General features: G+C 47.2%; 8 protein-coding genes. 2 read left to right on the top strand and 6 right to left on the bottom strand.

Translation table 11 applies throughout. The features are described 5' to 3' along the window. Positions 1 to 257: 257 nt before the first annotated feature. From C7B65_RS19720 to C7B65_RS19705, 4 genes are all read right to left on the bottom strand, one after another. Positions 258 to 1,649 (bottom strand): hypothetical protein, encoded by a 1,392-nt coding sequence (locus tag C7B65_RS19720; protein ID WP_073072850.1) that lies wholly within the window; start codon positions 1,647 to 1,649, stop codon positions 258 to 260. 641 nt (positions 1,650 to 2,290) lie between these two features. Beyond that, a complete protein-coding gene (locus tag C7B65_RS19715; RefSeq protein ID WP_073072842.1) occupies positions 2,291 to 3,763 on the bottom strand; it encodes an HlyD family type I secretion periplasmic adaptor subunit in 1,473 nt (490 codons plus the stop codon). Positions 3,764 to 3,857: 94 nt separating this feature from the next. Beyond that, positions 3,858 to 6,848 carry a peptidase domain-containing ABC transporter gene (locus C7B65_RS19710; protein ID WP_244913246.1) on the bottom strand — a complete coding sequence of 997 codons (2,991 nt, stop codon included), beginning with the start codon at positions 6,846 to 6,848 and terminating at the stop codon, positions 3,858 to 3,860. 56 nt (positions 6,849 to 6,904) lie between these two features. Further along, positions 6,905 to 7,708 (bottom strand): peptidylprolyl isomerase, encoded by an 804-nt coding sequence (locus C7B65_RS19705; RefSeq protein WP_073072838.1) that lies wholly within the window; start codon positions 7,706 to 7,708, stop codon positions 6,905 to 6,907. Positions 7,709 to 8,500: 792 nt separating this feature from the next. Here C7B65_RS19705 and C7B65_RS19700 point away from each other — a divergent pair. Both C7B65_RS19700 and C7B65_RS19695 read left to right on the top strand, forming a co-directional pair. Next, on the top strand, positions 8,501 to 9,319 hold the full coding sequence (locus tag C7B65_RS19700; RefSeq protein WP_073072836.1) for a calcium-binding protein: 819 nt from the start codon (positions 8,501 to 8,503) through the stop codon (positions 9,317 to 9,319). Positions 9,320 to 9,537: 218 nt separating this feature from the next. Next, positions 9,538 to 10,422, top strand: a complete 885-nt coding sequence (locus C7B65_RS19695; protein WP_073072835.1) for a hypothetical protein — start codon at positions 9,538 to 9,540, stop codon at positions 10,420 to 10,422. Between the two features lie 114 nt (positions 10,423 to 10,536). Here C7B65_RS19695 and C7B65_RS19690 read toward each other — a convergent pair whose 3' ends face one another. After that, positions 10,537 to 11,889 carry a hypothetical protein gene (locus C7B65_RS19690; RefSeq protein ID WP_073072833.1) on the bottom strand — a complete coding sequence of 451 codons (1,353 nt, stop codon included), beginning with the start codon at positions 11,887 to 11,889 and terminating at the stop codon, positions 10,537 to 10,539. Between the two features lie 497 nt (positions 11,890 to 12,386). Then, entirely contained in the window at positions 12,387 to 13,934 is a 1,548-nt protein-coding gene (locus tag C7B65_RS19685; protein ID WP_073072831.1) for a PAS domain-containing protein, read from the bottom strand. Between the last annotated feature and the right edge of the window lie 583 nt (positions 13,935 to 14,517).

The raw sequence follows: 14,517 nt of genomic DNA, 5'->3' as shown, positions 1-14,517 counted from the left end.
GCGGGGGATGGAATCCCGGAGTCAATCGGGTGAGTACTCACTGGAGCGTTTTATATTTAATTGCGCCTAGCTACTTAGATCTCCTGCATGAATACTCTGCCCTCCTCACGAAGTGGGGCGAAGCCCTCGCCAACCCTTCTCCCTGGTGAGAAGGGAGCCATCTCTTGTTCCCTCTCTCTGGGGAGAGGGCTAGGGTGAGAGCAGAGTATTTATGCAGGAAGCGCATTCAGAGACGAAAGAACTTTCAGTTGATCACACTATGCAAACTTCACAACATCTTTGTTGAAATTGATGCGATTCTCTCCGGTGGGGAACCCGGCTCTACCGTCGCCATCGCCATCAATGTTGGTGTGAAGATTGGCATAGAGATCGCCTGCCAAGAAAGCAGCTTGCTCGGTTGGAGTCAACTCAAACTCAGCCGAGATCGTGCCAGACTTAGCATCGGTTGGGGTATTCGTTAAGAAGCGAACAACGGTTGCATCAGCAAAGTTTCCGCGACTGTCTCCAGAAGGGCTAAAGTGCAGATGAGTTCCAGAAAGGAGATTGCCTTCGACATCTTTCGGAACTTTCAAAAAGTTATTCACCAATGACACTGGGTCTGAGCCATTGAGAATTTTAGCGTTGGGGTCAATGGTAGTTTCGCCCTGGCTAAAGAGTGGGAAGGCATCAAAATTTTTGTAGGCGCCGTTGATTTTGAGAACTCCGTCCTTTAACTCACTGTTGAGTTCTGTCGTTCCGGGGCTGTCGTTGGCGAAGGGAAACTCAGCCGGGCCGGTGCCTTTAGCAGTGACCGTCTTGAAGCCATCGTTGCCGACATAGAGGAAGTCATCTCCGCTTCCGCCGACTAAGCGATCGTGCCCCAGGGTGCCCGTGAGCTTGCCATCGCCTTTCTGAGACTTAAAGCCTTCTTGCTTGAGATTTGCCAGACTTTGGTTTGCCTCACGACTGTTGAGCGCAAAGTTTTTCTCAGAGAGATCAGATGCTTTCACAAACGGCAACGATGCGAGAATGTGTTCTGTTTTTTTGTCAATGACTAGCGCATTGTTGACTGAATCGAGGGGTTGGTCTAGTCCCCCTTTGCCGGGGTTTTTGCCTTGAGCAATGATGATGTTTTTGGGGTTGACTCCTGAGATCACAAAGCGATCGCTGGAGGCATCAAAGTCAAGCACCCGGTTGGTCGTTTCCTTTCCAAGAATGACGGTATCTTTACCTGTGCCAGTGGTAATCGTGTTAAAGCCGCGTCCGGTTCCTCGAATCACGTCACTGTCGCCCGACCCAATCACGACATTGTTGCCCCCTTTGGGGTTTAAGTAGTCGCCTTTAGAGCCAAGGTTATCTCGAAATGAATCCTCACGAGTCAGTTTGCTCGCATCAAGACCCCTAGCAGAGGCAACCTGATCTAACTCAATATGAGTTTGAAACTTACCAAAGACTGGCGCGTGGTCGTGGTCATCGGGGGTAGCGACAATGGTTTCGCGCTCGTCTGGTGCGAGTGATTCATTAAGCGATCGTTCGAGGGTCACATCTTGCTCAAGGGAGCCTTTTGATTGGCTAGTCGAGGCATTAGAATTTGCAGTGCCGAGAGTTGGATCTGCGATTCCAGCCGCATTTTGTTGTGCTAACTGAGATTGGTTGTTCAAGGCTTCCATAGTGACTCCTAAAATTTCAGGAAAAGGACAATGTACAAAGATTAAACTGCTTGCATCAATGCTGATGTAGAGTTTGGTTAGTCAGTTTTTGACAGGCAAAAATCACTTCTAATAACGATAGATGGATTAACTCTGATTGCTGATGTTGCCGTAAATTTAGAAGTTATTGCTTCATGATTTAGAGGCTTGTTGAATATTAGCGGTAACGAGTGGTTGACACCTACTAATTCTTCAGAGTTAAGCCATCATCGTATTCAGCAGTGAGTAGATGATGATGAACTTGAAAAATAAAACTCTCAATCTCGCACAAGCTAAGAGAATCATCAAGAGATTTATGGGGTCTATCTTAGAAGGCTCTAAAGATGACAGGTGTAGTTAAAATCTCTGCGGTAAATGCTGGTAAGTCTAGAGAGTTAAAACGCTTGGGCAAAGTGGAGTTTTGAATTCTTCTGAGTCACATCGTCGCCCTGCACCTACTATAACAAACTTCAATCAAATGGCAACCCTATTTTCAATTAAATTCTCGTAATTAGAACCAGAATATTGTGAGTTCTAATTAATAAGGGGCACACGTCTAATAATAAATAGGGGCACGACATGTCGTGCCCCTACAGAATTACAGAATATTTAATCGATGATCGTTAGCGAACAGATTTCATGCCATCAAACGCCTTGGTGATTTCTTCGGTGACGTAACTGATCGGTGCTCGTTGTCGGACTTTGATCAAGGTGGTAATCGTCATGCCCGGTGTCAACGAAAATCGCTGCGATCGCCGCTCAAGAAACTGGCGATCGAGCCGCACTTCGATCGGAAAAACGGTCGATCGTGGGGACTGCTGACTCACCGGAACCGCTTCACTGCCCACTTTTGAGATCACTCCTTTTACAGCGCCAAACTCGGTGAAAGGGTAAGCATCAATGCGAACATCTACAGGCATACCCACACGAACATTGGCAATATCAGCATTTGCTACCTGAACTCGCGCCGTCAGCGACTCATTGGGCACTACTTGCAGCAGCGTTTGACCTGGCTGAGTGACCGCACCCGGCAGTTTTGACCCCAGTTCAAACACCACACCATCGGCTGGGGAGCGCAACCCCTGATTTTTGAGATCAAGACGAACTTGATTGAGCTGCGAGTTGACTTCAATCATCTGACGCTGATTGTCCTTAATGATGCTGTCAAACTTGGTATCTAATTCAGCCAACTGTTTTTGCAAATCCTGTTGGGTTTCATTCAGCAGTTTGCCGTCTTCAACCCTGGTTTGCAGTTGCCCAATTTCTACCTGTTCTTTTTGCAGACGACTCTGGATCAGTTGTTTTTGCAGATCGCCAACCCCTACCTCACGCTGCAATAATGTGACACGAGGAATCGCACCTTGCTTGACTAACGGGCGCAATCTCGCGAGCAGTTCTTGCTCGCGCTGTAGTTGAAACTGAGTTTGAGTAATTTGTGCATCAGAGTCAGCAATTTTGGTTTGCAGACTAGACTTTTGTAGCTGACTGAGGGATTGACGATCGCGCAATTGCTGTTGATAGAGGTTATAGCGTTGGAGTTGTTCTGGGGCAAGACTGCTGGGGTTCCCGGTGAGTTGAGCCACCAACAGCAAGCGCGTTTGTACTTGGCCCGTGAGTTCGGGTGTCATCTCAAGATTGCTTTTTCCTAAAGTCTGCAATGATTTTCCCTGTTGGGCAACTCGCAGCACCGCTGTTTCTTTAACAAGTCTCTGACGTTGAAGCAACAATTCCTGCAACCGATTCAGCAGCGCAGTTCGATCAAATTGCATCAACAGTTGCCCGTGTTTAACCGATTCACCTTCACGCACTAGCACAGCCGTTACGACCCCTCCTGCTCTAGCTTGAACAACCTGAGACTGTGATTGTGGCTCTAATTTACCGCTAGCGTTGACCACCACATCCACTCGCGCCAAAACTGACCAGCCTACCCCAACCGTGATTCCTAGCAAAATCACTTGCGTCAATCGCTTTGTCCAATTGCCAGCAGTGGGCAACCCTGTGGCTTTGGTCTCCAGGTCATGTTCGACCTGATCTTGCATGGTTCGGTAGCGCGTTTGCAGTGCCGCTAAGGGAGCAAACAATCGAGGACGACTCATAGATCTTCTCCAGGGAAGTGATGGGTTTCTGTGAATAAAAATGGACGGTGGGAGTGGGCGATCGAACACAGACGTTCAACAATCTTTTGACCGATTATGGCTGCCGTGATTGTTGGGCATAGAGGCAGTAATAGAGTTGACGACGTGCCATTAAGTCTTGGTGGGTTCCCTGCTCGGCGATGATGCCAGATTGCATAAAGAGAATCCAGTCGGAACGGGCGATCGTATTCAGTCGGTGGGTAATAAAAAAGCAGGTGCGACCCTGAAAACGCTGCATCAAATTGGTGCAAACTCGACGTTCGGTTTCATAATCTAAGGCACTAGTTGCCTCATCGAAAATCAACAATCGTGGATTGCGAAGCACCACACGAGCGATCGCAATTCGTTGTCGTTGTCCGCCTGACAGTGCCGAGCCACGTTCGCCAATTTGCGTCGCGTAACCATCGGGCAACTGCATGATAAAGTCGTGAGCTTCGGCCACCCGCGCTGCTTCCATCACGACCTCATCGGGCAGATTTTCAAACAAGGCAATATTGTCGCGAATTGTTCCTTGAAACAAAACGGCATCTTGAGAGACGACACCGACCTGCGATCGCAAAGAATGCAAATCAACTTTGCAAACATCATAATCGTCAATGGTAATGCTGCCGCTTTGTGGTAAATATAAACGCGGTAATAATTTCATTAATGTGCTTTTTCCAGAGCCACTCTGACCGACGATTCCGACAAAGGTGCCCGGTGCAATGTCTAACTGAATCGTTGATAATTGCAGTTGCCCTGGTTTAAATCCAAAACAAACCTCGTGATATTGAACCCGACCAACAATCGGTGGAATTTGAAGCTGTTGCTCTTGAGATAACTCCTCTTCGGCGGGAGAGTCTGCAATGTCGGCTAACAGTTCCATCGAAAGCGAAGTTTCTTGAAATCGCTGCCAGAGCCGTGCCAAACGCAAAAGTGGGCCTGTCACATATCCGGTTAAAATGCGAAAGGCGAACAGTCCACCCAGGGTTAATTCACCTGTCAAGACTAGTTCGGCACCCACCCACAACACGATTAGACTGCTCACCGTGTTGAGAAAGTTGCTGTAGGAATAAAAGACTGTATTGATGTTGGAGGTTGTGAAGCCACTGGTTAAATATTGCACGTAGCGATCGCGCCAGGTTGCTTCGACTAGAGACTCCATGTGCTGAGATTTGACCGACGCAATTCCGCCTAAGACTTCGACCATATAGGATTGCACTTTCGCGCCCTGATCGGCTTTAACGCGAAGCAATTTTTGCTGAATTTTAGACATCAGCAGGGTAGAAACAATCACAATCGGAACGGTAGCGAGAACGCAGAGAGTTAGACGAACGTTATAGAGCAGCATTACGCCAATATAAAACAGCGAAAACACCACATCCATCACAGTGGTGATCGCAGTTTCTGTCATAAATTGACGAATATTTTCTAATTCTAATAATCGCGATGCCAACTCTCCGACCGATCGTTGCTCAAAAAACTTGAGCGGTAAGTGCAGCATGTGACGCACAATCTCAACGCCCAGATGCAAATCGATGCGGTTTGTGGTGCTGATCAACATTTGCGTTCGGAGAATGGTCAACACGCCCTCTAAGAGCGCAAACATGATCATCAACATCCCAAACGTAGACATTGCTCCTACATTGGCACCGATAATCACCTTATCGACCACCTGCTGCACCAACAAAGGATTGCCCAAACTCAAAAGCTGAATCACGATCGAGGCGAGCAAGACCTGCACTAAAACATCGCGCTGTTTGATCACCATTGGCACAAACCGCTGGAAGCCAAACCGCTTGGTCGGCGTGGTCGCAAATCGCTCTAGAACAATCGCTCGGCAAGTAGTCGGCGCTGAATCTGAAGGATCATCGATCGTCAACTGTTTTGCTAACCGATCGGGAGTTAGGCGCACCAATCCGGTTCGGGGTGAACCTAACACAGTTGTTGTCGGAGTCACGTCATACAGCACAGCAAACACGTCACCAAACTGAATCAGTGCGGGGGTAGTCAGCCGATTGATGCCGCCACCTGTAGGCGTAAAGTTAATCACTTGAGCATTTAGCCCGATCGCTTGAGCAATCCGCAAATAGAGATCGACGGGTTCAAATTTATCGATCGCTTGCTGCTTTAATGAGCGGCGCATTGAATCAGGGCGATAAGGAACTAGTAAGCGTTCGCAGACCATGCCAAAACACGCCACAATATCTTCGATCGTCTCTGGAGAACGTGACTTCCAAGCGGGATAAGCTTTGTCATCAGGTGGAGAAATTTTGGGAACAGTTGAGATAACGGGTTCGATCGAAGCAACACTTGCCGGAGTTTGTTGAAATGTTGAGGTTAAGCAGGCACGATCGAGTCCTAACAAACGCACCGGGAATCGAGAGGGACGAGTTTGCTGCAATTGGTTGACGTGGGTGATAGGTGTCCCGATCGGTAAGTTAAGACCTTCACCACTGCTAACCAGCCAGATACGATCGTCTGACAGCGTAGCCGACCCATTTGACATTGCTGCATCCCAATGTTTTGCAATGGCAAACTGTTCTCGATCAATAGACTGCACGACTTCTAATAAATCGAGATCAGAGGCAGGATCAAGCAAAAGCGACCGATCGCGAGAAAGCGTATCAAAGAGTTCTAACAAACTCACCTGTTGTGTTAACACAGGCATCAAATATTTTAAGGCGAACGATTCAAACTCATCGGCAGAGAGCGCCAGCGTTAACACTTCCCGATCGGCAGTTTGAGAACTCATCGCGGCTCTCACTGACCCTGCCCCAACGCGACGAATCAAGCTATCCCAACCCACCACAGTGCCTGCGCCCGACACTGCCAGCGTTGGGGTTTGCTGTGAGTCAGAGCCGAGAATCCGCACACTTCCCTGCACAATAAAATGCACGGCTGAGGGCAATTCTTTAGGAGGATAAATTACTTCTCCTGGCTGAAAAGAACACAACCGCAGTTTTGACGCGATCGATTCTCGCAGATTAGGAGGCAGCGGTTTGAACAGCCATGCCGTAAAAAAATCTGTCAGAAACGATTGCATTCGTTCATCACTTTGCATCATCGACACGAATCCTCACGCGGTGAACTCTGTTAATCCTGTCTTCTGATTGGTGGACATTAATTGTTATCGCCGAGAGGTGCTGCTTTGCGGGGTTGGTAGGGTTGCTCTGTCGAATTTGACTGCACCGCGATCGCTCCCGGCGTATTAATCACTCTTTGAACTTGTGTTTGCAGCCATTGAGTATAAAGACGATCGACCACAGCCGTACGAGTCACCTCAGTCAGTCGGGCAGCGATCACCCGCTCTAATCGCACGACCCAAAATCGATCGTTTACAGGCACCGGAGCGTAGACAATTCCGGTCTGTTGGTTGCGAAATAAGGCTGCAACGTCGATCGGCAGCGTCGAGAGTGCCACCGGGCCCACCAAGCCGCCTGTGTGTCTCTCACTTCCTAATGAGTATTCTTGCGCCAGTTGTGCAAACTCTACGCCGTCATCTCGAAGCTGAAAATAGACTTCTTGCGCCAACGACCCATCATCAAGCTGAATCAGCGAATATTCCACGCGATCGAGGTCTGACTTGATGCGAAGAAATTCTGACTCTACTTGATCAGCAAACCGCAGTTGCTTAAATTTTTGCAGTTGCCACTCGCGCATCATCACTGCCTTGAAATAATCGAGTGTGATCTCCTTCTGTTGACACCATTGAGTGACAAAATTCTCAAAATCCTCCGGTATTGGTGTATCGGCCGCGCCTACTAGGGTGTGAAACACCTCCTGTTTTAATAAAGGAACTTCCTTGAAGACTTCATCTAACAAGAGATGCCCGACTAGGGGTTCTAGAAGCTTGTATTGAACTAAAGCAGAGATAATTTGGTCACCGTTTAATAGGCGACTACCAATCTTTAAGCAGCTACTCATGAGAGTGTTCCAAACGTTCAAGTAGACAATCTTTTCGATCAACTAATCTATGTCACGGCTTCTATAAAGCAGTAAACAATCAAGATAGTGACAGTCCTTCACTCTTTGATAGGCTACAACACAACTTGCCGTGCGTCTAGACTAATTAGAACCAACGTTGATATAGTTCTAATTAATTTTCGGCTGACTAGTCGTTAGTTATACCCTGACTGTTATTTATACAGGTTCATCCGCAATAAACCGGACGATATTCAATAATTTATTTAATTGGAACAATCTCCTAAACCAGTAGGTTCTAATTAGCAAAATTACCGCCTTTTGGTTAAAAATATAACACTACATACTAAGTATTGTTTTTATTTTGCCATTCAGATTATTCTAAAACCTTTACAGAATGGGTATTTATCCTAAACGCATTCTAAATTTGCAAGTTTCTCTAAGTATAAAAACCTTAAGCAAGCCCCAAAAAGTTCTGAGATTACCAGGTTGGATAAATCCTTTTACTTCTTTACTCTTGGTATAAGGATGTGCTTCATAGTAAACTTATGGAGTGTGCAACCTTAGTTAAGCTTCATCCGCTAACTCTCAGAGACTTGTCAAAACAGAATCAACGGCAGAGTCTATCAGTGGTGTTAACTTCAGGGTGCTGAGGTCGTGCTGTTAATCGTCTTTTTCAAATAGCGCGATCGCGCCTCACATTATTTCAACCAACCTGATTCAGATGGCAACAGCTTCTAGTGTGTAAGCCGATCTGAGCAGCTTCAAAGTTTAATCAACCATAAGGAAATCACCATGACTATTAGCAACCCAGTTGGACTACAGGCACTTTCAGCGCTTCTAAGCGAGACTACCTCAGTTACCGTCGCAACCGATGGAGTGAACTTTAACGGCACCGAGCTAACCAATGATCTATTTGTTGGAAACGCAACCAGCAACACGGCTAGAGGCAACGAAGGCAACGATTTATTTCTCGGCGGTGATGGAGATGATTTGATTTTTGGTGATGCGGGTAATGATGCCCTGTTTGGAGAAAATGGAGCCGATCAGCTCAGGGGTGGTGTAGGCAACGACACGATCGATGGCGGTGTGGGCAATGATCTACTAGTTGGAGACAGCGGAGTCGATCAACTCATCGGGGGCGAAGGAGCTGATCAATTTGCCTATGCAGGCGATGTGTTTGCAAACGGCATTGCTGCACCTGCTGGAAAAACGGGTATTAATGTCCTAAACCAGCCTGATGTGATTTCAGACTTTACGATCGGCGAAGACCAATTTGCGCTCAACAAATTTGATTTGAACCTTGACACCCTCACATTTCAAAAAGGACAGTCTTCACAAATTGCGGGCAACGGCAACGTGATTGTGCTCACCGATCCTTTTCCGGCGGCGGGGGCTGCGGCTCGTGCGATCGCCAACAACAACAACATCACAGCCGATGCAGGCGCTTTTATCTACTTCAACTCGACGCTAGGCTTGACCCGTTTGGCCTACTCTCAAGATCTGGGTGACGGTGGAAATGTGAGCGTGCTGGCCAATTTAGACAATCAACGGGGCGAGGCTGGGTTGGCAAATGTCGCACAGTTTTCAGAGGCCAATTTCACCCTCGTCTAGTCTTCGATCTCGAAGTTTTTTTAGTCAATTAACTTCCTGCATCAATACTCCGCCCTCCTCACGAAGTGGGGCGAAGCCCTCGCCAACCCTTCTCCCCAAGGAGAAGGGAGCCAGAACTCTCTTGTTCCCTCTTCTTGGGGAGAGAGCTGTCCGGATTCATGCAGAAGGTCTAATTAGGGTGCATCTATTACGATCGTTTATTGTGTAATTTTCCAATTATGAGCCATCAGCTATTAGAGCCGATTACCGACCCCTCGATCGCACCCTCGTTTAAGACAAACCGCCGCTTGCCCTTCAATGCTTCTGACCTCAGAATGGCTGCCAGCAGTGGCATGATTGTTTGCTCTGCACTGTTGATCAACAATGGTTCACAAGCAGCCGCAGAGATCAATACCCAACCCTGCGAACAGCCATCTAACAGTGCTGGAGTAGAAAAACATTGTTCTAAAGCAGTACAACACTCCACAGCCGCGTCTCCAGAGCAACTTTCTAATCATCAATGGAGTGATCAGTTGCAAAGCCATGAGCAGTTAGACAAATTGCCCAGCCAAATGGAGGCAGCATACGCCGACTTACTAAACCAGGCGCAAGCTGCTGCAAGTCGCGACCAGTTAACAGAAGCCGTCAACACCGTTGCTGGAATCCCAAAAAACAGTCAGCACTATGAGTTGGTGCAACAACTTCAGGAAGAATGGTCACAGGAGTTAGTGCGCCAGGCAACCAGCCACATTCAACAAGCTGAGATTACACCTGCGATCGCTCTATTAAACAGCATTCCAGAAACTAGCCAATGGCACGATCGCGGCACAGAACTAAAGCAGCGCTGGAGTCAACAAGCTAAATTGTTTAATCAGGCAGTTGCCGCTAAATCGGCAGCAGATTGGCAGGGGGTGATTGACGCAATCAAGTCGCTTGAGGGTTCTCCCCTCTACAATAGTCTCCCGGTTCAGGAGTTGTTGCAGCAGGCAATGACAAAACGCTATGAGCCAGACGCGGCTCTGCTGCAAATCGCCACCGCAGACGCACCGATGATGCCAACCGTTGTGCCGCCAGAGACGGTGAAGATTACGAAGACTGGGTTTAGATATAGCAATCCTAAGTGAATTGTGGGACAGGCTTCTAGTCTGTATGGGTAAGATGCCCATCCCACAATAGTCTGAAAGAAGGCACAGTAGGGGCACGACATGTCGTGCCCTCTAGACATCGTTTGTTTGGTATTAGCCTTTGGTCGGAGCAGGTTTAGAAAACTCTAGTCCAAACAATTTCTTCAGGGCAATCAGGGGATCAGTCTGAGGAAGACTCATCTCTATAAACAGGGTGTGAGCCAGCTTTAATTGAACAGCACTATATTGTCTCTGGCTTTGGGCCTGGGACACCGCTAAACTCAAATCGTGAAACCACTTCATTAAAACGGGAAGTGAATGTTCTAAGACAACAGCGCTCAGATTGGGTGAGAATCGCAGAATTCGCCGCTTAAACCGGGCATTCATCAGGGTGTAATCGCCCGCATCTTGAATAATTTCCCATTTCGATTGGGGCATAGCTTTCTCGCTCCAAGCCACCCATAAACGCATTCGTTTTAAAATCGCATCTGCGTCACCCCGATCGCTCAAATAAAAGGTCAGTAGTTTTGGTTGCAGTTCTAGCACTCGGCGCAGGGGTTGAGCAACCTGCTCAGCGCGATCGAGGGGCGAGTTGAGGTCGAGTTGCGGCGATGAGACAGAATTTGTTGAAGGCAAAGGTTCAACCACAGACGTTTGAGGGAAATGCTGACGTGCGATCAGCAGTTCGGGAGCCTGGGTGACTGTGGTCACTTCCCAACGATAGCGATCGAGCTTGCCGCCCTCGTGCATGCACATCGGAAACGGGTAAGTCAGCTTTGCGATCGGCTGATGGGTTTGGAGATCGAGATATTCTAGATGTAGCTGAATTTCGGGCAGATCATTTTGCTGTTTGGCGAAGGTGTAATCTGGCGGCGGAGGCTCTAAACAGAGCAAACGCACGACTTGAATAATGTCAGGATTCTTGCTGTCTCGCAGTTGAAAGACATTGTGAGGGGGGTTAAAGATCAGCCGTTCTTCAGCATCTAGAAAGTAGGAAAGCGCGCAGCCTTGAGGCAGATGAAACAGCGTACCAATGTATCGATCTAACTTGGGTTTACGCCGCCTTAAATAGACAAAATATTGAGTGGGTTCAGTCAACCCGCGAGCTTGATAACTGTAGTCTTTTTTGAGCAGCAGACGAGTGTTGTGCTCGACTGGGGCAGATGCAGCGACACCATGACGATGACGATCGCCAATCTCTCTTAGCCCAAATTCGACAATGGTTTGAATGTTGTCAGCTTCGAGTTGAGAAATGAGTCTGCGAATCAAAGCCACCTTAGCCTTGGCGGGAAGTTGAATCGCATGATCGAGTAAGTCAGCCTGACGCTCAAGGTCGTCTTCAAGTATGGTTTCTGCTGGATCAAGCGTATTCTGAAAAACCCTTTCAGTCACCGCCTCAACGTCTGATTTGATCGCTGCTTGAATTAGCCGCTCGTCAACGCCCACCGGGGAAATTTCACGACTCATATTAGGGCAAAAAAATTGTGGAACCTACACACCACGGAGCGATTTGATTAAACTAACTCGATCGACCCAAGTGGGTCAACTCGGTGAACTTATTCTATCCTAAAGCTCTCTTAATCTAGAAAGTCTAAGTAAAAGATTAGACGAAGAAGCCCGGAGATTTGTTAAGAATCGCCTTTCGATACGATTCAATTTCAGGCGTTGCTGAAGGGTGACATTAATTGCAAAGTTTGCCCTCACCCTCAACCCTCTCCCAAAGGGCTACCGTGTGTACATAAGTCATTTCGCTTCGTTGTGAGCGGCTTCTGCCCCCTAAATCCCCCAAAATTGGGGGACTTTGAAACTGAAAGCCTGGGTCAAAGTCTCCCAGAATGGGGGATTTAGGGGGCGAAGATCTCGGCAATGACGAATTGAGAGACTTGTGTGTACACGGTAGCCCTTTGGGAGAGGGGACAAGAATTCTAGGGCAAATTCATGCTTCGATTCAGCAATACCCAATTTCAGTCGATCGCTTCACGGTGACGTAATACCTTTAGAGGCTTACGATCGCTGATATCTAGCAGCACGCCATCGAGCCATAATAAATTACCGTTCTGGTCAAAAAATCCTTGTTTACGTTCGCTCACCCAACGAATCTGACCGTTAGCATCAATAATTCGATAGTCGATCGAACTGCGATAGCGGTCTAAAATCGCTTGAACGAGGGAGTCTTTGAGAATGTGAATGTCATCTGGGTAAACAATACTGAGATACGATCGAACTTGATTATTGACAAACACTGAAGCTGGATACCCGGTAATGTCTTGAATTCCGTCACTGGCGAATTCCATCATGTAGCTAGAATCACAGCGGAACACAGCGCCTAAACTGTTGAGAACCAGCGATCTAAACTTTTCTTCATTAGCTCTCAGTTCGACTTCTAAACATTTACGATCGGTAATATTGTGTCCACTGATGATCACGCCATCAATTTCTAACGCTGATGGAAACTGTTGCCCTTGAATCGACAATGCAACCCATCGATTAGACTTCGATCGCCACCAACATTCGATGCTGGGCTGATTGGCTTGAATGTGGCTGTTCCATAGCTGTAGAGCCAGTTCAACTTCATTGAGATTGCTGGGGTGAATGAGTTCTTTGATCTGCCGACCGAGCAACTCTTCTTGTTGATAGCCCAACAAGTCTTCAACCGCAGAACTCACATAGATCATTTGTCCGCTAGGGCTGGTTTGAATAAACAAATAAGGGCTATTTAGAAAGAGTGTCTTCCACTTTTCTTCGGTTCTGACTAACGTGCTATAGATTTTTTTACTTTCTGTAACATCCTCTAATAGCACCGCGTAATAGCGTTGATGCCCATGGATGCAAGCAGAAATTGCGATCGAGGAAACGTTAACATTCAGCCAAAGAACTTCGTTGTTTTTAGCAATGAACCGCTTCTCGATCGTATAAGTGTGAATGCTTTCATTCAGCAAATTCTGCTTTAAATGCTGATCAATTAGCCGATCGTCAGGATGCACAAATTGCTCAAGATTGAGGAGGTCTCGATCGCTCGTTCCCAAAAGCTTGTGCAGATTTTGATTACACTGAATGATGCCACCCTGCGGATTGATCAAAACAGTCGCCAGGTTAGCGTGAGCAGATCTTGAAATTGCTCGTTCATAAGCTTCTGTGAGGTTGCGAATCCTTTCTACGGCATCAATTTTTTTAGCATTGACCCACATCAGTTTTGCATCTGAGTCAAATTGAAGGGAACATTCAAGCGTTTCTTCTGCGTCTCTAGTTTTAGAGAGAAAACGAGTCGTTTCTCCTTGCAAAGCCCGATCCCAAAACTTTGTCAGTTCGGTGAAGGCGATCGATGTGGATGGAAAACAATCCAAGAAGTTAGCTGGCACAACAGGGGTTGGCAGCAGTTCTAAGAAGCTCTGGCTTGCGTGAATGATCTGTCCTTGATCGTCATATACCCCAATCGGAGGCAGCGATCGCTCTAAAAACTCTAATGACTTGCGAGATTGAATTCCAGGAATATCCCAAAAAGTAGAACTCATCTTTGAATCTATGCCTGTATTTTGGGCGGAGCTATATTGAGTAGGTTTACATCTACCCCGAAGGTTGGCAGTGATCTGAGCCAATCATTTCTCAAAGCTCTTGAAGCTGAGGATTTGTTGACTTAATCACCAGTCGCTTAAATTGCGCGAGTTCGACCCTGATTGACGAACCCTCTAGTAGCTACACCCATCTTTCTCGGCAAACGTGTCTACCTTAGCAAAAGGCTAAACCATTTTGTAAGCGTTTGCTCAATTGACTCATTCTCACCCATTCTGATTACTGCGTCTTAGGTTCATTGATTCTCAACAAATTAAAATCCGTGTCTGTGCTTGTTTCTAAAGTGTCACAGTCTTTAATCTCCAATGTTGATAATAATCAGCAGTTTTGGGTAGGCTTGTTGGCGAATTGGCACACAATATCTACATCAGCAAATTATTCTAGCGTTGCCCAATAGAGAGAGGATTGGGTAGGGGCAATCCCCCGGTGGTTGCCCTCCAGTCGTTAGGGTAGGCACGGGGGCGCTACCCCTACAGTTAATTAGAACGGGTGCGTTAGACTCAGTTCCAATTAATCTACTCTTTT

Source organism: Phormidesmis priestleyi ULC007 (assembly GCF_003003695.1).
Classification (GTDB): domain Bacteria; phylum Cyanobacteriota; class Cyanobacteriia; order Leptolyngbyales; family Leptolyngbyaceae; genus Phormidesmis_A; species Phormidesmis_A priestleyi_A.
Note: the sequence above shows the minus strand (reverse complement) of the source record. Positions and strands in the feature narration are given on the sequence as shown.